The organism is Flavobacterium sp. UBA4197, assembly GCF_002379575.1.
Lineage (GTDB): Bacteria > Bacteroidota > Bacteroidia > Flavobacteriales > Flavobacteriaceae > Flavobacterium > Flavobacterium inviolabile.
The window spans coordinates 24,443-44,182 of the sequence record NZ_DFUB01000025.1 but is presented as its reverse complement, the minus strand read 5'-3'; the positions used below and the strand labels follow the sequence as shown (position 1 = coordinate 44,182).

At 40.7% G+C, this 19,740-nt stretch carries 17 protein-coding genes; 9 read left to right on the top strand and 8 right to left on the bottom strand.

Translation table 11 applies throughout. The annotated features are described in order from the left end of the window. Window positions 1-4: 4 nt before the first annotated feature. From B3394_RS14180 to panC, 6 genes are read right to left on the bottom strand one after another with little or no spacing between them, the layout of a single operon-like run. Window positions 5-517: a hypothetical protein gene (locus tag B3394_RS14180; protein ID WP_286925662.1), complete on the bottom strand. Its 513-nt coding sequence runs from the start codon at window positions 515-517 to the stop codon at window positions 5-7. Window positions 518-527: 10 nt separating this feature from the next. Continuing rightward, a complete protein-coding gene (radA, locus tag B3394_RS14175; protein ID WP_177731238.1) occupies window positions 528-1,892 on the bottom strand; it encodes a DNA repair protein RadA in 1,365 nt (454 codons plus the stop codon). Between the two features lie 25 nt (window positions 1,893-1,917). After that, the gene (locus B3394_RS14170) at window positions 1,918-3,060 is read right to left on the bottom strand and encodes an alpha/beta hydrolase (RefSeq protein WP_177731240.1); all 1,143 of its coding nucleotides are present in this window, start codon (window positions 3,058-3,060) and stop codon (window positions 1,918-1,920) included. A gap of 51 nt (window positions 3,061-3,111) precedes the next feature. After that, window positions 3,112-4,074, bottom strand: coding sequence for a lysylphosphatidylglycerol synthase transmembrane domain-containing protein (locus B3394_RS14165; protein WP_273246033.1), 963 nt, complete (start codon window positions 4,072-4,074; stop codon window positions 3,112-3,114). 5 nt (window positions 4,075-4,079) lie between these two features. Next, a complete protein-coding gene (gene panD, locus B3394_RS14160) occupies window positions 4,080-4,430 on the bottom strand; it encodes an aspartate 1-decarboxylase (RefSeq protein WP_177731244.1) in 351 nt (116 codons plus the stop codon). Between the two features lie 13 nt (window positions 4,431-4,443). After that, on the bottom strand, window positions 4,444-5,292 hold the full coding sequence (gene panC, locus B3394_RS14155; protein ID WP_286925661.1) for a pantoate--beta-alanine ligase: 849 nt from the start codon (window positions 5,290-5,292) through the stop codon (window positions 4,444-4,446). A gap of 106 nt (window positions 5,293-5,398) precedes the next feature. Between panC and B3394_RS14150 the strand changes: the two genes are divergently transcribed. The 5 genes from B3394_RS14150 (at window position 5,399) to B3394_RS14130 (ending at window position 11,687) form a co-directional block, all read left to right on the top strand. Continuing rightward, complete coding sequence (locus B3394_RS14150; RefSeq protein ID WP_286925660.1) at window positions 5,399-6,205, top strand: glycogen/starch synthase; 807 nt, start codon at window positions 5,399-5,401, stop codon at window positions 6,203-6,205. Between the two features lie 17 nt (window positions 6,206-6,222). Beyond that, complete coding sequence (locus tag B3394_RS14145) at window positions 6,223-7,836, top strand: DUF4270 domain-containing protein (protein WP_286925659.1); 1,614 nt, start codon at window positions 6,223-6,225, stop codon at window positions 7,834-7,836. A gap of 3 nt (window positions 7,837-7,839) precedes the next feature. Next, a complete protein-coding gene (gene glmS, locus B3394_RS14140) occupies window positions 7,840-9,687 on the top strand; it encodes a glutamine--fructose-6-phosphate transaminase (isomerizing) (RefSeq protein ID WP_177731256.1) in 1,848 nt (615 codons plus the stop codon). Between the two features lie 152 nt (window positions 9,688-9,839). Then, a complete protein-coding gene (atpD, locus tag B3394_RS14135) occupies window positions 9,840-11,351 on the top strand; it encodes a F0F1 ATP synthase subunit beta (protein ID WP_177731258.1) in 1,512 nt (503 codons plus the stop codon). Between the two features lie 54 nt (window positions 11,352-11,405). Next, a complete protein-coding gene (locus B3394_RS14130) occupies window positions 11,406-11,687 on the top strand; it encodes a F0F1 ATP synthase subunit epsilon (protein WP_177731260.1) in 282 nt (93 codons plus the stop codon). 107 nt (window positions 11,688-11,794) lie between these two features. Here the strand turns inward: B3394_RS14130 and B3394_RS14125 are convergent, their stop codons facing one another. Beyond that, on the bottom strand, window positions 11,795-15,100 hold the full coding sequence (locus B3394_RS14125) for a reprolysin-like metallopeptidase (protein WP_286925658.1): 3,306 nt from the start codon (window positions 15,098-15,100) through the stop codon (window positions 11,795-11,797). A gap of 177 nt (window positions 15,101-15,277) precedes the next feature. On the opposite strand from B3394_RS14125, the gene B3394_RS14120 reads away from it, so the two are divergent. Genes B3394_RS14120 through bioD form a run of 3 tightly spaced genes read left to right on the top strand, consistent with a single transcriptional unit; the run spans window position 15,278 to window position 17,456 of the window. Further along, window positions 15,278-16,420, top strand: coding sequence for an aminotransferase class I/II-fold pyridoxal phosphate-dependent enzyme (locus B3394_RS14120; RefSeq protein WP_286925657.1), 1,143 nt, complete (start codon window positions 15,278-15,280; stop codon window positions 16,418-16,420). A 14-nt stretch (window positions 16,421-16,434) separates the two neighbouring features. Then, window positions 16,435-16,836, top strand: a complete 402-nt coding sequence (locus tag B3394_RS14115) for a DUF2007 domain-containing protein (protein WP_286925656.1) — start codon at window positions 16,435-16,437, stop codon at window positions 16,834-16,836. Next, window positions 16,836-17,456 (top strand): dethiobiotin synthase, encoded by a 621-nt coding sequence (gene bioD / locus B3394_RS14110; protein WP_286925669.1) that lies wholly within the window; start codon window positions 16,836-16,838, stop codon window positions 17,454-17,456. Before B3394_RS14115 ends, bioD begins: the two co-directional genes overlap by 1 nt. Before the next feature lie 34 nt (window positions 17,457-17,490). Here bioD and B3394_RS14105 read toward each other — a convergent pair whose 3' ends face one another. Beyond that, entirely contained in the window at window positions 17,491-18,312 is an 822-nt protein-coding gene (locus tag B3394_RS14105; protein WP_177731268.1) for a hypothetical protein, read from the bottom strand. 140 nt (window positions 18,313-18,452) lie between these two features. On the opposite strand from B3394_RS14105, the gene bioA reads away from it, so the two are divergent. Next, on the top strand, window positions 18,453-19,733 hold the full coding sequence (gene bioA / locus B3394_RS14100) for an adenosylmethionine--8-amino-7-oxononanoate transaminase (RefSeq protein ID WP_286925655.1): 1,281 nt from the start codon (window positions 18,453-18,455) through the stop codon (window positions 19,731-19,733). The last annotated feature ends 7 nt before the right edge of the window (window positions 19,734-19,740 follow it).

The window sequence follows — 19,740 nt, the reverse complement described above, 5'->3', positions numbered from 1 at the left end:
TTTTTCAGGTTAACGCAGCTAATAGCTGTTCGACTTCATTTTTCTGTTCGCTGTACTTTAGTTGTAATGCGGAGTTTTCGCCCATTCTGTTATAATATTCCAGGGCTTTACGGGCAAAGAATTTTTTGTGAAAGGATGATAGTTCCGGAATCTGAGGAAAAAGGATGTGGAACAGCATTTCATAATAGGCCTGCCATTCGCGCTCGTTTTTATCGGTAACGGTGTTTTCTTTGGTCTTTTGCTGTACGTGAACCATTTCGTGTGCGAGTAAATTCAGCATCAGGACTAATGGGAATTCAAAAGTGTTTTCGGGAATCCGTATCAGCTGCGGTTCGCCAAACGGACCTTCGGTTGTCATCAGTATAAAATCGGGTCTGGCTTTTTCACGCAGTTCAAAGCCTTTGAAATTTGGGTTTTCCAGACCATATTCACGCAAAAGAAAATGAGCAGCGGCAATTGTGGCTCCTTCTTTATGAAGTGCATCAATGCGGAGTTGTATGGCTGCTAAAGAGTTCATGTGTTAATCCTTAACCAAATAACTCGCTGACAACATCTTCAATTTTAGACACCAATTTGACGTTGATAATGGTATTCTTAAGGGTTACCTTGTTGTATTTGGAAACAAAAATGGTCGCAAATCCTAATTTTTCAGCTTCCTGAATGCGCTGGTCGACACGGTTCACCGGGCGTATTTCGCCGGATAATCCCACCTCGCCGGCAAAACAAAAGTCTTTGCCCACTGGAATGTCTTCGTTAGACGATAAGATTGCTGCCACAACAGCAAGGTCAATAGCCGGATCGTCTACAGAAATTCCGCCGGTAACGTTCAGGAAGACGTCTTTGGCGCCCAAACGGAATCCGGCACGTTTTTCCAGTACCGCTAGGATCATGTTTAAACGCTTGGCATTATAGCCGGTAGTACTTCGCTGCGGCGTTCCGTAAACAGCTGTGCTAACCAAAGCCTGTATTTCGATCATTAGCGGTCGCATGCCTTCCAGCGTGGTGGCAATTGCCGTTCCGGAAAGTTCTTCTTCCTTGTGGGAGATCAGAATTTCAGACGGATTGGCGACTTCCCGTAGTCCGCTTCCCTGCATTTCATAAATTCCCAGTTCGGCTGTGGAACCGAAACGGTTTTTGAGCGAACGCAGGATACGGTAAATATGGTTTCTGTCGCCTTCAAATTGTAAAACGGTATCCACCATGTGCTCCAGTATCTTTGGCCCGGCAATGTTTCCGTCTTTGGTAATATGCCCGATAAGAATAACCGGTACATTGGTTTCTTTGGCATATTTGATCAGTTCGGCGGTGCATTCCCTGATCTGTGAAATACTTCCCGCCGATGATTCTATATAATCGGTGTGCAGCGTTTGAATGGAATCGATAATTACGATTTCCGGTTCAATGGCTTCAATTTGTTTAAAGATATTCTGCGTTTTGGTTTCGGTAAGGATATAGCAGTTGTCGCTGTTCGTGGTGATACGTTCTGCGCGCATTTTGATCTGCTTCTGACTTTCCTCGCCGGAAACGTATAATGTTTTATACGGTAATTTTAAAGAGATCTGCAGTAGTAGCGTACTTTTTCCGATTCCGGGTTCTCCGCCCAAAAGGGTCAGGGAGCCGGGAACCAGACCACCGCCTAAAACGCGGTTCAGCTCGCCGTCTGTGGTATCCATCCGTACTTCTTCGGCCGAATCGATCTCTTTTATTTTTAGCGGTTTGGAGGCTCTTTTTACTTCCGTGGAACTGGCTTTCCAGGCTGTTTTTTCTTCCTTTTGTATGATTTCCTCCACTATGGTATTCCACTCTTTACAGGCATTGCACTGGCCTTGCCATTTGGAGTATTGGGTGCCGCAACTTTGGCAGAAGAAAGACGTTTTTAATTTGATAGCCATTCCGGTATTCTCTTGTTTTAGTAGTTTATCTTGTTTTTACAGCATCGGCTCTTTCCAGCATGCCGTCTTTGGTTAAATCACCAATCGGTTCCATGTTAAAGGCACTCATATAAGCTTTGTGCGCTTTTTTCATATCGCCCGTATTTTCGTAGTATAAGCCTTTTTCATAGTCGCTGATCATGCTTTTCGGGTAGTTCTTTTTAGACAATTCGGCCAGCGTTAGCAGCTCTTCGTAGTTTTTGTTTTTTAAGATAGCGGCTTCAATTGCTTTAAAGTCATTTAAACGAACAGTAGGTTTGTAGCCCAGTTTCTTTTCAAGATTGGTGTATTTGTCAATTAAATACTGCGTGTGGCCTGTTGGCATTTTTGCAATTTTTTCCTGAAATTCCGTAGTGGAAATAGGCTGGTAACCGTCGAAAATATGGTAGGCAGCATTCGGAATAGCAAAGGTTACCAGTGAATAGTGGGAAAGTCCTTTGAATTCGTCAAAACGGTATTTTAAATTCGGATTGTTCAGGGCTTTTGCTTTTTCATCCAGCGCTTTCATGTTGGTCTGGATCTTCTTTAAATCCGCATCGGAAGTGGCCTGGTAATAGAAAATCGGTTTTTGAATAACGCCTAACCGCTCCGGTATTCTGGTTTCCATTTCGGGAGCAAGTTCCGGGCTCAGCGAGATATAGGCATTAAACAACGGATTGTCTTTGTAGAGGTAAAAGTTTAAAAACCCGGCAGTCGTGTCTAATCCGGCAATCATGCGGAAAGGGGCTACACGGTATTTTTTTTCGATATAGGGCACTAATTCGGCACCGATAAATTCGAAGAATTTGGCTCCTTTTTCATTGGGAAGTCCGCCGTCGTCATAAGAAGTGTCGTATTCCCGTTCGTTGTTTTTATTCTGGTTGATGGCAACGATAATTACTTCCGGTAAATCATCCCAGTAAGCTCCATAGGAAAAAACACCGTAGAAAGGGTTTAATAAAAATTCACCGTCCAGAACAACCAATAGCGGGTATTTTTTATCCTTATTGCCCTCGTAAGAATCGGGCGTGATTATGGTTATTTCTCTTGTTTCGTTAAGTTTTTCCGATGGAAAAGCTTCGACCGTTTTTTGTGAGAATAGAGAATTTGTTAGTAAAAAAGTTACTAAGATTGCAAGTTTTTGTTTCATGTTTGTTAGTAGTTTCTCGTAGTTTGGAATAGAGAAGCAAGATAACAAAAATTATTTATTTCGGTGTAAAAGGGGTAATAACAAAAAGGCAAGTAATCCCATGATAATGATCAGGCCGGTTTGTGATGCCCACAGGATCCATCCGAATGTGGTTCCGGCTGTTTCGGGCACGGAATACAATAATAATATTTCGGAAATCAACAGCGGAAATGCGCCGAAACCACCATTTGTAAAGCTAATGGCAAGGCTTCCCACTACAAAAGCGGTTACCACCACACCAAAGCTGATGGCACTGGTTTCCTTAATGGCAAAAATGGCAAAATAGAAGGTAAGTACATAGCCAATCCAGATAACGGCTGTGTAAAACAGAAAAGCCCATTTGTTTGGCATTTGAAAAACACTCAGCACACCTTCAATCAGTCCGGATACTTTTTCTTTAATGATCAGGATAGGCTTCCATTTCGAATACAGGAATAACAACGTGATTACAATAAGAATGGTAACACCGCTTATCCCGATAACGGTTAGTTTCTGAATGGGGATTTTTTGGATTAAAAAGGTTTTCAGGTTGTCAAACTGTAACAGTAATGCGGTTAGCATCAACGATAGTAAGATGACCAGATCGATCACCCTTTCGGCTATGATGGAACCAAATGCCTTATCGAACGGAACGGCATTGTATTTTTTGACAATCAGTGCACGGGAAACTTCACCGGAACGGGGAATGGTTAAATTCATCAGGTAACCGATACAAACGGCAGACAGGTTGGTTTTGAATGCCGAAAAATAGCCCATGTGTTCCAGGCTGTATCGCCAGCGGTATCCTCTTGCGATCAAACTCACCAGTGAGAAAAAAGTGGAAATCAGGATGTAGTTATAATTGGCATTTTTAAAATAGCCTTTCATTTCTTCCAGCTGTTCCGGGGTGAATTTGTTGTATGCGTAATACACTAAAAAAACTCCCAACAAAAGTGGGAGTACAATACTGATTATCTTTTTAAATTTTTCTTTCAAAAGAATTACGTTAGGGAGTTATCATTCTCGTTAGGGAAAATAATGGAAGGTTTAAAGGTTTTAGCCTCGTCTGTACTTATAATTCCGTAAGAGATAATAATGATAATGTCGCCTTTGTGAACTTTTCTGGCAGCCGGTCCGTTGAGCGTGATTTCACCGCTGTTTCTCGGGCCCGGAATAGCATACGTTTCCAAACGTTCACCGTTATTGATGTTCACAATAGAGACTTTCTCTCCTTCAAAAATATTTGAAGCTTCCATTAAAGCTTCGTCAATCGTAATACTTCCGATGTAATTTAAATCGGCTCCAGTCACCTTAACACGGTGAATCTTGGATTTAACAACTTGAATTTGCATGGGGCAAAGTTAATTAATTTAGTGCAATATTATCAATCAATCTGATATTGTTTATGAAAACCGCAATAAAGCCGCGGTATTTCTTGCCAACGCTTTTTCTTTTACAGGTTAGCAGTGTTGTTTCGTCGGCTATTTCAAAGTATTCCAGCGTGAAAGCCGGGTGTTTTGCAAAGGTTTGTGTGACAAAATCAGTTACCTCTTTTGCCGATTTGGTGCTGAATTTTTGTTTTGCGTCTAACAGTACTTTGTAAATTAGGGAAGCTTCTTCTTTTGCTTCTTCACTAAGGCGTTCGTTTCGGGAACTCATCGCCAGGCCGCTTGCTTCACGGTGAATCGGACAGCCGATTATGTTTACCGGTATTTTGTGTTTTTTGACCAGTTTCCGGACAATCTGTAATTGCTGAAAGTCTTTTTCTCCAAAATAAGCGTTGGTTGGTTTTACAATTTCAAACAGTTTTTTTACAATTGTTCCCACTCCGTCAAAATGCCCGGGACGATGTGCCCCTTCCATCTGAAATTCCAGACCGTCATAATTAAACGCAACAGATTGGGTGTTGCCTTCATAAATGTCTTCTACAGTTGGGGAGAAAATCAGGATGTTTTCTGAAACAGAGCGTACTTTTTCGATGTCCCGTTCCATGGTTCTCGGATATTTTTCCAGATCTTCCTGATTGTTAAACTGTGTTGGGTTGACAAAAATACTGATGACGGTTATATCGTTTTCGGAACAGGATTTACTTAACAGGGAAAGGTGACCTTGATGTAATGCACCCATAGTAGGAACTAATCCTACTGTTTTTTTAGTGTTGCCGATTTGTGCTAAATGATGCGCTAAATCAGCTTTTTTGGCAAAAACAAACATTTGCTTCAGATTTAAATTGGGTGCAAAATTACTATTTTGTCAAACAACTGCATAAAATTTTGTAATTTTGCATGTTTTTTATATCCAATAAATAAAATTTAATGCAATGAATGATAAGAGGATATTGTATGTATCATCTGAGGTGGTGCCATATTTGGCTGAAAATGAGGTTTCTTTAATGTCGTATGACGTGCCGAAAATGATTAATGATCAGGGCGGGCAGATTAGAATTTTTATGCCTCGTTACGGAAATATTAATGAACGTAGGCACCAATTGCATGAAGTTATCCGCTTGTCGGGGATGAATTTAGTCGTGAATGACATGGACATGCCGTTGATTATCAAGGTAGCGTCTATTCCAAAAGAGCGTATCCAGGTTTATTTCATTGACAATGACGAATATTTTAAACGCAAAGCTACCTTTTCGGATGAAGACGGTGTTTTGTATCCTGATAATGACGAACGTTCGATCTTTTTTGCAAAAGGGGTTGTGGAAACAGTGAAGAAATTAAACTGGGTTCCGGATATCATCCATGTTCACGGTTGGTTGGCAGGAATGCTGCCGGTTTATATGAAACACTATTATAAAGACGAGGCACTTTTTGCAGATACTAAGATTGTAACATCTGTTTACTCGCAGTCATTTGACGGAACGCTGGATCCGGAAATGATGAGTAAAGTGGCTTTTGACCAGGTTCCGAATGATGCTATTGCAATATTGGAAACGCCGGATTATGAGAATATTATGAAGGTTAGTATAATGCATTCGGATGCGGTAATTGTTGCGTCGGAAGACCTGTCTCCAAGTTTAACAAAATTTATAGAAACATCGGGTAAACCTTTTTTACCTTTCGTGCCGAAAGATGGATTTGCAGAGGCATATACTAATTTCTATAAGAATCAAGTTATATAATCATTGATTGATAAAATATGAATAGAATTTCATTGTTGAAAAAGTTGCTTTTATCGTTAACGGCAGTTTTGTTGTTTTCCTGCGATAAAGATTTTAATACTATAGGATCTGATCTGGTAGGGGAAGAGAATTTTGCAATAGACAAATATATCGGGCAGACGTTAACAGCTTACAATAAAGCAACCGGTCCGGTTCAGACCAATAATTTACCTGTAAATCTTTTAGGTGTCATGAATAGTGATGCTTTTGGGGAGACAAAAGCCCACTTTGTGTCGCAGGTTCAGTTAGTTGCCGGAGCACCTACAATTGGAGATAATCCGGTTATTGATTCTGTTTGGGTTTATGTACCTTATTTCAGCAAACAAACGGGAACCGATGGAAACGGCGTACGTCTTTATGAATTGGATTCGGTTTATGGTGAGGATTCTAAGTTTAAATTGAAGGTTTACGAATCGAAATATATGTTGCGAACGTTCGATCCGAACGGCGGGGGTGATGATGTTCAGAAGTATTATTCGGATGAGAAAAATTTAGTAGAAAGTAACAGAGGGACACAGGTTTTGAATAATGGTCCTGCGAATCAGAATGATGCGTTCTATTTTAGTAAAGATGAAACAATTCTTTATAAACTGAATGCGGCTGGTGAATATCTGAATTCAGCCGGTCAGGTAATAGCGAATGATGATATTGCAAACAGGGTTATTTTAGAGCGATTTGCTCCGGGTATGTGGCTGGATCTGGATAAAAACTTTTTCCAGACAAAAATCTTAAATGCACCGGCAGATAAGTTGTTGAATAACAATGTTTTTAAAGAGTATTTCAGAGGATTGTATTTCCAGGCTGAAGGAATTCCGGGTGAAGCTGCTATGGCAATGCTTGATTTTTCGAAAGCCAAAATTAATATTCGTTATAAAGTAGATCCTTCTGCGACTACTTCTTCGGCCAGAACAAGAAAAACGCTGGTTCTGAATTTAACCGGAACTACGGTTAACTTTATGGATAATACGTATAGTCTTCCAACAGAGTCGGGTAGCAATCGTCTTTATCTGAAAGGCGGACAGGGTTCGGTTTCCTATATCGATTTGTTTAATGATACGGAGTTGAATGATTTGAGAAGCAAAAAAATATTGCTTAACGAAGCAAATCTGACTTTCTATGTGGATAAAACAGCGATGCATAATGTGAAAAACGAACCGGAGCGTATTTATCTGTATGATATGAAAAACAATAAAGTACTGTTGGATTATAATTATGACGGTACTACCAATACAACACTTCCGAAAAGGAGTAAAGTTGTTTTTGGCGGATTGGTTGAAAGAGAAACGACCGGTGATAAGAAAGCCATCCGTTATAAAATACGATTAACACAGTATGTGAACAACCTTATTAATAAGGATTCTACGAATGTTAGGGTAGGATTGGTTGTTATGGAAGATATTAATAATGTTAAGAGTGCCTATTTCAGAAATCCTTTTGTGATGACTGATCCGTTGCATTCCAATAGTTATAATGTGAAATTCCTTCCGGTTTCATCAGTGGTAAATCCGTTGGGAACAGTGTTGCACGGTACAAGCAGTACTGATGCTGATAAAAGATTAAAATTAGAAATTTATTATACTAAACCAGAATAGACTATGTGTGGTATTGTAGGTTATATAGGTCACAGAGAAGCTTATCCTGTGATCGTTAAAGGTCTTAAAAGACTTGAATACAGAGGTTACGATAGTGCCGGTGTTGTTTTGTGGGATGGAGAAGATTTGAAGCTTTCTAAAACAAAAGGAAAAGTTTCCGATTTAGAGGCGAGAGTGGCTACAGAAATAACAACTAACGGAACTGTTGGTATGGGGCACACCCGTTGGGCTACCCATGGTGTTCCAAACGATGTGAATTCGCATCCTCACCTTTCAAATTCAGGTGATTTGGTGATTATTCACAACGGTATTATAGAGAACTATGAGCCTCTTAAAAAAGAATTGATCAAGAGAGGTTATGTTTTTAAATCGGATACGGATACGGAGGTTTTAATTAACCTTATTGAAGATGTTCAGAAACAGGAAAATCTGAAACTGGGTAAAGCCGTACAAAAAGCTTTGAATCAGGTAGTGGGGGCGTATGCCATTGCTGTTTTTGATAAGAAAAAGCCAAATGAGATTGTAGTAGCCCGTTTGGGTAGCCCGTTGGCAATTGGTATTGGTGAAGACGAATACTTTATTGCTTCCGATGCTTCTCCGTTTATTGAGTATACTACGAATGCGATTTATTTGGAAGATGAAGAAATGGCTATTGTTCGTTTGAACAAGCCGATGAAAGTGCGTAAAATTAAAGATGACTCTTTAGTGGATCCTTATATTCAGGAACTTCAAATGAATTTGGAGCAGATAGAAAAAGGCGGTTACGATCACTTTATGTTAAAAGAAATTTATGAGCAGCCAAGTGTTATAAAAGATACTTACAGAGGTCGTTTACTGGCTAATAAAGGTATTATTCAAATGGCAGGTGTTGAGGATAATCTGGAGAAATTCCTGAACGCTAACAGAATTTTGATTATTGCGTGTGGTACTTCCTGGCATGCCGGTTTAGTGGCTGAATATGTTTTGGAAGAATTTGCACGAATTCCTGTTGAAGTGGAATATGCTTCAGAATTCCGATACAGAAACCCGATTATCTATCCGAATGATGTCGTGATTGCTATTTCGCAATCCGGAGAAACAGCAGATACTTTGGCAGCTATTAAATTAGCAAAAGAAAAAGGAGCTTTTGTTTTCGGAGTGTGTAATGTTGTCGGGTCTTCTATTTCCCGTGAAACACATGCCGGAGCATATACGCATGCCGGACCGGAAATCGGGGTGGCTTCTACGAAAGCATTTACTACGCAAATCACGATTTTAACCTTAATCGCATTGCGTCTGGCTAAAGCAAAAGGAACAATGAATAATTCCGATTATCAGCGTTATTTGCTGGAATTGGAATTGATTCCGGAAAAAGTTGAAGAGGCATTAGGAAGTAATGAAATCGCAAAAACAATTGCGGGAATTTATAAAGATGCGCCAAATTGTCTTTATTTGGGTAGAGGGTATAATTTCCCTGTAGCCCTGGAAGGTGCGTTAAAATTAAAAGAAATTTCTTATATTCATGCTGAGGGTTATCCGGCGGCAGAAATGAAACACGGACCGATTGCGCTTATTGATGAGCAAATGCCGGTTGTGGTTATTGCGCCGAAACAAAATCACTATGATAAAGTAGTGAGTAATATCCAGGAGATTAAAGCAAGAAGCGGAAAAATTATAGCAGTAGTGACCAAGGGTGACGTTCAGGTTAAGGAACTGGCAGATCATATTATTGAGATTCCGGATACTGCCGAAGCGTTAACGCCTATATTGGCGACAATTCCTTTACAGCTATTGTCTTACCATATTGCAGTAATGCGTAATTGTAACGTGGATCAGCCGAGGAATCTGGCGAAATCGGTTACTGTAGAGTAAATAAATAAGGCGGGTTTTTTTGAAATCCGCTTTTTTATTATAAAAATTCAAAAATTATATTGCAAAATTACCATATAAAAAACTATCTTTGCGCTCTGAAAAAAGAGGTTTTTTCAAGAAACGTAAATAGCTGTTTAATAAATACATAAGCAATGTCTAAAGGAATAGGAAAAGTTGCACAGATTATCGGACCAGTGGTTGACGTAGTATTCAACACACAAAATGCCGAACTTCCAAAGATTTATGATTCATTAGAAATCACTAAAAAAGATGGTTCAAAATTAGTACTTGAAGTACAGTCTCACATTGGTGAAGATACAGTTCGTACTATCTCAATGGATTCAACAGATGGATTAAGTAGAGGTCAAGAAGTTGTGGCTTCTGGAGCTCCAATCCAAATGCCAATTGGGAAAGATATTTATGGACGTTTATTTAATGTAATCGGAGACGCTATTGACGGTCTTGGAGATTTGCCAAAAGAAGGTGAGAATGGTTTGCCAATTCACCGTCAGGCTCCAAAATTTGAAGATCTATCAACTTCGTCAGAAGTTTTATTTACAGGTATCAAAGTAATCGATTTGATCGAGCCTTATGCAAAAGGAGGTAAAATTGGATTGTTTGGTGGTGCCGGAGTAGGTAAAACAGTATTGATTCAGGAGTTAATTAACAATATTGCAAAAGGTCACGGAGGTCTTTCTGTATTCGCTGGAGTAGGAGAAAGAACACGTGAAGGAAATGACTTACTTCGTGAGATGTTAGAGTCAGGAATTATTAAATACGGTGATGATTTCATGCACTCTATGGAAAATGGAGGATGGGATTTATCTAAAGTAGATAAAGCCGGAATGAGAGAGTCTAAAGCTACTTTCGTTTTCGGTCAGATGAATGAGCCGCCAGGAGCTCGTGCACGTGTGGCATTATCAGGATTATCCATTGCGGAATATTTCCGTGACGGAGCTGGTGAAGGTCAGGGGAAAGACGTATTATTCTTCGTTGATAATATCTTCCGTTTTACACAAGCCGGTTCTGAGGTGTCTGCGTTATTAGGACGTATGCCATCAGCGGTAGGGTATCAGCCAACATTAGCAACAGAAATGGGTGCGATGCAAGAGCGTATTACCTCAACTAAAAAAGGATCTATTACATCTGTACAGGCGGTTTACGTTCCTGCGGATGACTTAACGGATCCGGCACCTGCTACAACATTTGCCCACTTAGATGCTACAACAGTATTGTCTCGTAAAATTGCTGAGTTAGGTATTTATCCTGCAGTAGATCCATTGGATTCTACTTCCCGTATCCTTACACCGCAAATTTTAGGTAACGATCACTATAACTGTGCACAAAGAGTTAAAGAGATTTTACAGAAATACAAACAATTACAAGATATCATCGCGATCTTAGGTATGGAAGAGTTGTCTGAAGAAGATAAACTTGCTGTATCAAGAGCACGTCGTGTACAACGTTTCTTGTCTCAACCTTTCCACGTAGCGGAGCAGTTTACAGGTATCCCGGGGGTATTGGTTGATATTAAAGATACTATCAAAGGATTTAACATGATTATTGACGGTGAGTTAGATCACTTACCGGAAGCAGCTTTCAACTTAAAAGGTACCATCGAAGATGCTATCGAAGCTGGACAAAAAATGTTAGCTGAAGCGTAGTCATTCAATTGAAGATTATCAATTGAGAATTATCAATTACCAATTAAAAAGATTATGATTGTAGAAATAGTTTCACCCGAAGCCACTTTATTTAAAGGAGAAGTTACTTCTGTAGCTGTTCCGGGAGTAAATGGTGAGTTCCAAATGTTAAATAACCACGCGCCAATTGTGTCGTTATTGGGAAAAGGTAATATCAAAATCGTTGGCTCTGGTTTGAAAATTGCAAAAGAATTTGCAGGTAAATTCAACAAGATTAATGAGCAGACCTATTGGTTACCGATTAATTCAGGAACAGTAGAAATGAATGATAATAAAGTTATTGTTTTAGCTGACTAATACAATGATATACTGAATAGAAAAGCCCGGCAATTGCCGGGCTTTTTTGTTGCTATGTGTAATAAAAAACAAAAGGCTTTCGTAACAGAAAGCCTTTTGCAGTTGTATTATCTGATTATTATTTTTTGCGTTTCCTGGCGATCACCATTTTTAACCGTTACCAGATAAATACCCGATTGTGTATTTTGTAAATTGATAGACTCGTTAAAAAGATTCGTTCCCTGGAAGTCTTTTTTGAAAATCTGGCGGCCGCTGATATCAAAAACATGCACTTCAATAGTATTGGATGCATCCGGATTAAACTGAACCTGGAAAGAACCATTGTTCGGGTTCGGATAGATCACAAAGTTGTTTAATTTGCTTTCTGTAGTGCCAAGAGGGCTGATCGTACAAATGTTTAAACTCCAGTTGTTCAATACACCTCCGTCTTCATTAAAGGCATCGGAAATCCGCAAGGTCCATGTACCGGTTGAATTCTGACCATTAAAGGAAGATAGTGTCTGCGTTGGCATAACCGTTCCGGAAATTCCCGGATTTGTGCCGCAAAGAACCGTAGTGCCGGCATCGTCAAAAGTAGCAACGATGTTTTGAATGTCGGCATTGCTGCACGGACGGCTGTATAACTGTACCTGTGTTCCGGTCGGACTGATCAGAGTTGCCGTTAAATCATTAATCCAGGTATGGGTCACATTCATCGTAATGTTTACGTCTGAAATAACGCCCCCGGAAGGGATATTTAGGGTGGAGTTGATAGTTGGTGCGCCGGTAGTAGAGATCGTTAAAGGAACGTTTGCTGATGCGTTTGTAGTACAGGTTATCTGTCCGGTTGTAAACCTGAACGGACTGCTGTAAGTACCAATGCAGGCATCGTTCTTAGGCTGTACTCTCCAGAAATAATTAGTCGCTTCTGCTAATCCCGATACGGTATAGCTGGCAGTAGTTGTGTTTCCGGTGCTAACAATGTTCGTGAACGCATTATCGGTAGCTACCTGTACATCATAGGATGTAGCATTGCTGTTTGCTGTCCAGGTTAAATTCAGGGTCGTGTTTTGTCCGACAGCTAAATTAGCCGGTGCGGTCAGAGTCATCGTACCAAAATTAGAATTTAAAAGATTCAGATAGTAGTTAACATTCTTAGTAGTAGCTCCGGAAGTAGCCGTTACAGCTAAGGTATAGAAGCCTGGAGTGGCTGCTGTAGTATTGCTCACGGTCATTGTAACGGTTCCGTTGGCATTTATTGAAGCCGGTGAAAAGGCAACCGTTGTTCCCGGTGGATTTCCGGCTACGCTAAACGTTGTACTTCCGCTGAAACCTCCCAAAGCAGTATATGCAATGCTGTAGGCAATATTAGAACCGGTACAGATCGTTTTGTTCTGTTCTCCTGATACCCCGTTGAAAGCAGCTGTATGTGTGCTGCCAGGTGCGGTAATCGTGAAATTGGTGTTGGATAGATCGTAGAAAATATTGTCATATCCTTTAACCATTATTCTGTTTTGTGTTCCCGGAGTATTCGGAACGGTTATTATTTCCGAACCGTCATTAGGAACTTTGCTGGCTAATAATGTAGGAAAAGAAGTTCCGCCATTCGTAGATAAATAAATGTCAACATAAGCCGCATTTACCCCGTTGGCAGTGGTCCCGGCTACATCCCAGGTTACTGTCTGGTTCGTTCCGGCCTGCCAGGATACATTCGTGTTTGGGACGCTAACCAGGAATGGTCCGGCTGTTCCGTTTACGGTAACTTTCATCAGGTCGGAAGCCGTTTGTCCGCCGCCCGCTTTATTGTCTCTTACTGTTAAAGAGAAATTTAAGGTTCTGCCTATAGAAGGGCATACTTCCCATGTGTTTGCCGTATTACCGGCTAAAACAGTATTTAAGCTCGGCATGTAACGCACCGGTGAGCCGGTTCCTTTAATAGAACGGAACATTGGTCCGTTAGCTCTTGTAGGTGTCGGGGCAGCCGTAGTATTTGGATTCTGAGGATCGTTTTGCTCCCAGGTATAGGTCAGGGCATCGCCATCGGCATCTGTTCCGGAACCCGTAAGCATAAAAGCGGTAGATTTTGGAATTACATAATCCCTTCCGGCATCTGCTGTTGGTGGATTGTTGGTGATATTCGTTATTTGGGCACAGCTGGAGCTCACACCGGATTTTACATTGTTTAAGATATCACGGATGTTCACATAAGCAAAATAATCATCACTGTTCGCCTGTACATTGGCAGCGCAAATCCCGGCATAACCCATGATCGAAGAACCGGATCCCGGCTCTACTTCCGTTAAACCGCTTCCGGAACGGCAGACTGAACTACTTTGCACGTGATAGCCTCCAAACTGGTGTCCCATTTCATGGGCAACATAATCAATATCAAAAGCATCGCCTGTTGGATTTGATCTTCCGGTCATTCCGGTTCCTTTGTGGTTTCCGCTGTTTGGATTGGAATTGGTGCTGCATACACACCCGATACAACCCGCATTTCCACCACCGGAAGTGTTGAAGTTGTGACCAATATCGTAGCTTCCGAAGCCAACATTGGCATCAATGGTTACCCCTGTCTGAACGTTGTATTCTCCGTTCCACGGGTCGCTGGTAGTGCTTCCGAAATAGATCAGTAAATCATTATTGGCAATGAATACCAAAGTAATCGCTAAATCTTTTTCATAAACACCGTTCACACGGGTCATGGTAATGGCCATCTGTGCCTGGATATTTGCTTTCTTCTGAGCATCGGTTCCGGTTCCGGCAAATATGTTTCCGTATTCGGCAGTACACGATTGTGCTAAACGGTATGTTCTTAGCTTTTTGTCGTCTGTATTAAGGGCGCTTTCCGGAGATACAATTTTGTCATTGGTTAAAGAAGGCAGTTTAATTCCCGCATCTGTTAAACAGGTAAAGTCTTCGTTTTCCTTGTTTAAGGACTGTCGGCTGTACACGATATAATGTTGTCTGTCCTCTGTGTACGGATCAATGTAAACCGTACTTTTTTCTCCGGACATGGTCATGCTGTGCAGTCCGAATTGCGTTACCGAAAATCGGGCAACCGAAGTAGGATCTTCAATTCCCTGAGCGGCATACGATTTTATCATCGGATATTTGGCGGCAAGTGCCGGCTCCATGATCGGGGTTTCCATCACACGGTAATGTTCCAGAATTCCGTCCGCATTTGGCAATTCAATAATCAGATTGGATTTGCCCTGAAAGACTCCCCTAACCGGGGCTCCGGCTAAATTGTTTTTTAAAGTGGTAAGATCCAGCTGGTATAAAGCATAAGATCTTGGAAAAGAACTACGATTGACTTTTTTGCTGGAGGCGAGCTGATTCCCGTCTACCGGTTTCCATAAATTTTTCGACTGGGAAAAACCTACGGAAAATGAAAAAAGCAATAGTAATGCTAGTTGTAGTTGTTTTTTCATTATTATTTTTGGTTTAATGTTAAATAGTTTTCAAAATTAAGTAAATTTTACATTAAAAAATGCATTTTACTGTTTTAGTCCTGATTTATAAAATATTGCGGTATACCTGGTTACTGGAAGGGTGTCTATAATGCTGGCAGTTGTAAAAGGAGAAAAAAAGATGCCTACTTTTGCTTTATGAAAGCATTTCCCTCATCATTATCTGCCAGGCTGCAGTTAAGAACCGAAGCGAATTCACTGCGAAAGCTGCCCGGGCAACATTGTCCGGTTGATTTTTCATCGAATGATTATTTAGGATTTTCGAAATCAGCGGTGCTTTTTCAGGAAGTACACCAGTTTTTAACGGGCAGGAACATCATGGCAAACGGAGCAACCGGATCGCGATTGCTTTCCGGAAACCATATCCTTTGTGAAGAAGTGGAACAGCAAATTGCCGCATTCCATAAAGCGGAAAGTGCTTTGCTGTTTAATTCCGGCTATGATGCCAATGTTGGTTTTTTGAGTAGTGTGCCGCAAAGAGGCGACATCATTTTATTTGATGAACTGAGTCATGCTTCCATCCGGGACGGGATACAGCTTTCGAATGCCAGGGCTTATAAATTCAGACATAACGACCTGGAAGACCTGGAACGGCTGATCATTCGTTTTCAGGAAAATCAACCGACTATTTATATCGTAACGGAAAGTGTTTTTTCGATGGATGGCGATTCGCCGGAATTGGAACAAATGGTACTGCTTGCGGAACAATATAATTGTTATTTAGTAATCGATGAAGCTCATGCCTTAGGCGTTTTTGGACCCAATGGGGCAGGGTTGGTCCAGTTTCTGGATTTGCACGAAAGGGTTTTTGCCCGGATCATGACTTTCGGGAAAGGACTGGGCTGCCATGGAGCCGTTGTACTGGGCTGTAAAAAGCTGCAGGAATACCTGGTGAATTTTTCCCGAAGCTTTATTTACACGACAGCCTTGTCTCCGCATGCCGTGGCGACAATCGGGATTGCTTATGGCAAGCTGAATGAAGAAACGGCTTTGCCTGAAAAGCTGAAAGAGAATATTATTCATTTCAATCAGGAAAAGAATTTACAGAGCTTAAAACCCTTGTTTATCCGGAGTAAATCGGCGATTCAGTCGGCGGTTATTCCCGGGAATGAACGGGTTAAATCGATAGCAAAGCAATTTGAACAAAGAGGATTTGATGTTAAGGCCATTTTGTCTCCAACCGTTCCGGAAGGGCAGGAGCGTTTGCGCTTTTGCATTCACAGTTATAATTCGAAAGAAGAAATTTCGGATGTTTTAAGAATTTTAAAGGATTTAGTATAATGGGTGAAAAACCGTTGTTTAGGAAAATAGCAAGCTTTCAGTATTCATCGGAAGCAATCATCTATAAAGGCAGGCTGGAATCGGAAGGAATTGCAGTTTTTATGCGGGATAATTTTACGATTGATACCGATCCGCTCGTTAGTAATGCTGTTGGCGGTGTAAAACTGTTTGTCAGAGAAGAGGACTTTGCGGCAGCCGAAGAAATTCTGTCGAAGATTAGTAAATATTCGATGACGAATGAAGGAGGGCTGATTAAATGCCCGAATTGCGGGGCAGAAAAAGTGCAGCTGTTAACGGTAGTGGACGATGCCAGATCGATTTTCTCGTTTGTTTTGAGTCTGCTCTTTTTGATTTTGCCTTTTTATGCGAAGTATAAATATAAATGCGATAATTGTAATTTTGAATTTAAAAAATGATGAAACTATTTGTAACAGGTATCGGGACTGATGTAGGGAAAACAATTGCTTCAGCCATACTAACCGAAGCGCTGGAAGCGGATTACTGGAAGCCGGTACAGGCCGGTGATCTGGATAACTCCGACAGTCATAAGATTAAGGATAAAATATCCAATTCCAAAACGCATATTTTTGATAATGCGTATGCTTTGAATACTCCGGCGAGTCCGCATCTTGCAGCGAAAATTGACGGGCTAACGATTGATATGACAACGATAAAAGAGCCTAAAACCAAGAATCATCTGGTTATTGAAGGTGCCGGCGGTATTTTTGTTCCGCTGAATGATAACGATAGTATTATCGATTTGATCCGGCCGGACTATAAAGTAATCGTGGTGTCGCGTCATTATCTGGGAAGTATCAATCATACTTTGCTGACGATAGAAGCTTTAAAAGCTAAAGGACTGAAAGTAGCCGGAATTATTTTTAACGGGGCTGAAAATACCGATACGGAATCGCTTATTTTAAACCGCACCGGAATTAACTGTATCGGTCGTATTGATGAAGAACCGTATTTTGATAAAAATGTGGTTAAGGAATATGCAGAGGCATTCCGGGATGCTTTGCTGGAATTGAAATAATAAAAAAAAGGCTCTTTTTAAGGAGCCTTTTTTATTAGATATTGATTGTTAACTGTGTTCCGTCCGGTAATGTAAGAATAGCAACGTTGTCGCAGGCACCGCTGCCATAGTTAAGAATGTAGGTCTGCAAGTTTCTTACCAGGGTCTTTTTCCCTTTTGTAATATTGCCACAGCTTAAGTCTCTGATTAGCGGTTCTGTAATTTCCATTTGCAGTAGTGTTCCGTTAGCCATTGTAGTAGTAGCTGTTCCGTCAATACTGAAAACATCGTCTGTGAAAACCAAAGGTGTTGATGCCCCGGCAATTTTTTCAATCGTGAAGTCACCGGTTCTGTGAATGGTTCCTCCGTTTGCAGGCTGGATAATACTGATATCGGTATTTCTTGTATGCGTAGGGATGTTATCGATGACTTGTCTTGTAACATCAATAGTGCCTTCCACTTTATTGCTGTTGATGTAGTAATTGTCAAAAGTTATAGCTGCATTGATTATGCCGGTAGTTGTGTTGTTGTGAACCACGATATAAATAATGCCTGTCCGGTTATTTCCTTGTGTGTCAATACAGCCGGTGCCATAATCAACTTTGAATTTCTTACCGCCGTCTGTTAAGGTTTCCTGTGTTATTGTTCTGCAGTTTGACGGAGGAAGCTGCAATTCGTTTTTGGAAGCATAATAACCGTTCGCGGAAAGTACTTCTTCTTTTATTCCGTCTACATCTTCTTCTATGATCTGCGCTTTTACATCTGCGCTAATAGAGGTATCCTGATTGTTTCCGTTGTTGTTGGTAACGTCGGAATCGCTATTACAGGAAATAGCCATAAAAGCAGTAATAGCTAATAGTTTAATAGTCGTTTTCATAATTTTGTTTTGATTAGGTTCTATTTTTAGACAAATAAAAAGATAAATGGTTTAATGTTAAAGTTTTTTTGTTTGGAAAAATAGAAGAGCATCTGTTTTTATCTTTGTACTACCGGATTTCTAACTTTAAAAACGATTAAGTGGAAAATAATTATTTGCAAAAAGCGGATGAAAAACACCTTTGGCATCCTTATACTCAGCATAAAACAGCACAACCTCATATAGCAATAACGAAAGGAAAAGGAACTTTATTATGGGATGAAAATGGTAAAGAATACATTGATGCCATTGCTTCCTGGTGGGTTAATCCATACGGGCATTCGAATACTCATATTGCAGATGCCATTTACAGACAGCTTACAACCTTAGAACATGTTTTGTTTGGCGGATTTACACACGAACCTGCCATAGTGCTTGCGGAGAAGTTAATGAAGCTGCTTCCGGATAATCAACAGAAAATATTTTTCTCCGATAACGGTTCGACCGCGGTTGAAGTAGCGATAAAAGTAGCCTTGCAGTTTTACTATAACAAAGGGGAAAAAAGAACGAAAATCATCGCTTTTGAAAATGCGTTTCACGGCGATACCTTTGCAGCTATGGCTGCCAGCGGGATTTCCTTTTTTACCGAGGCTTTCCAGGGTGCGATGATTCATGTGGAACGGATTCCGGTTCCGACAGCGGGCAATGAAGACCGCTGTTTTGAGGCCATCTCGAAACTAATTGCTACAAATGAATTTGCCGGATTTATCTTTGAACCTTTGGTTCAGGGTGCGGCGGGAATGGTGATGTATGCACCGGAACAACTGGACCGGCTTATAAAATTGTGTAAGGAAAACGGCGTGTTTACAATAGCCGATGAAGTAATGACCGGTTTTGGAAAGACCGGTAAAAACTTTGCCTGCGATTACCTGCAACAGCAGCCGGATATGATGTGTTTGTCGAAAGCGCTTACCGGAGGAACGATCCCGATGGCACTAACGACTTTTACGGCAGCGCTTTTTGATGGTTTTTATGATGAAGATGTTAATAAAGCATTGTTTCACGGACATACTTTTACAGCTAATCCTACCGGATGTGCTGCGGCCCTTGCCGGATTGGAATTATTGGAAAGCGAAGCGGTAAAGAGCGGCATTAAAAGAATTAATGAACAGCATTTGTCTTTTCAGAAGCGTATTGAAAATCACCCGAGAGTAAAAACGACCCGTATTCTGGGGGTTATTTTTGCCCTGGAATTTATAAGAGATGATGCCGATAGTTATTATGGTGATTTCAGGAATAAGCTGTATGCCTTTTTTATTGAAAAAGGGGTTATTATGCGTCCTGTAGGAAATATCGTTTATATTTTGCCGCCGTATGTTATTTCAGCGGAAGAACTGGAAAAAGTTTATGAAATTATAGCGGAAGCTTTGGATAAGTTTTAATTTTACT